Source organism: Dryocola clanedunensis, from assembly GCF_038405435.1.
Lineage (GTDB): Bacteria > Pseudomonadota > Gammaproteobacteria > Enterobacterales > Enterobacteriaceae > Dryocola > Dryocola clanedunensis_A.
Window position 1 is genome coordinate 1 of the sequence record NZ_JBBYHZ010000066.1, and the last position, 781, is coordinate 781.

General features: G+C 66.6%; 1 protein-coding gene. It reads right to left on the reverse strand.

From position 1 onward, the window contains the following. Positions 1 to 20: 20 nt before the first annotated feature. The gene (locus AAE045_RS23400) at positions 21 to 407 is read right to left on the reverse strand and encodes a BlaI/MecI/CopY family transcriptional regulator (RefSeq protein ID WP_102789154.1); all 387 of its coding nucleotides are present in this window, start codon (positions 405 to 407) and stop codon (positions 21 to 23) included. Positions 408 to 781: the final 374 nt, after the last annotated feature.

A 781-nucleotide genomic window follows, 5' to 3' on the forward strand; every position in this document is an offset into this window, starting at 1 on the left:
CCAGAATCCCAGCGTCAGGCTCATGCCTGGTCGTCCTTGGCAGGTGCACGCAGCAGCGCGTCGAGCTGCTGCAGCTCCTGTTCGCTGAGCAGGCGGCTGTCGGCGAACGCCTGGGCCGGCAACGCGCCATCGATTTCCAGCACCCGGCGCGCGAAGTCGGTGCTGAGGGCGGCCAGCGTGGCGACCTTGCCGACCCGGGCGCGGTACATGTTCAACCCGTGCTCGACGGTTTCTTCGACCAGTCCCTTGTCGATCATCCGTTCCAGCGTCTTGCGCGTGGAGGAATAGGACCAGTCGAGCGCGGCCACGGCGCCGTTGTGCACTTCGCGCGCGCTGCAGGCGCCCTGGCGCCACAGTGCCTTGAGCAGTTCGAGCTCGGCGTTGGAGGGGGTAGGCAGCGCGGACATGGGAATCCCGGTTTGGCGGAGTGTCGCAAATGTGCGACATATGTCGCACGGAATGCAACCGCAAGGGCATTGATGCGGATCAATGCCGTCACAGGTGGGGTGCGTACCATCGTGGTGTGCAGCGCGGTGCCAGGAGGGGCCGCGAGCGGTAGGGAAGCCGTGCTGCCGGGCGCCGGGTCATCCGGTGCCTCCCGTGGGTCCATCGAATAAGGAGTGGAGATATGGCTGCCGAGGAAAAGAACGTGCACACCGCGACGGTGATCGACAAGGAGCCCGACGCAACGGGTGGCTACTGGTCCAACCGGCCGGAGAACACGCTGCCGCCGCCGGACATGATGGGCGCCTACATGCGCAACCGCCCGGTGGCACCGGAG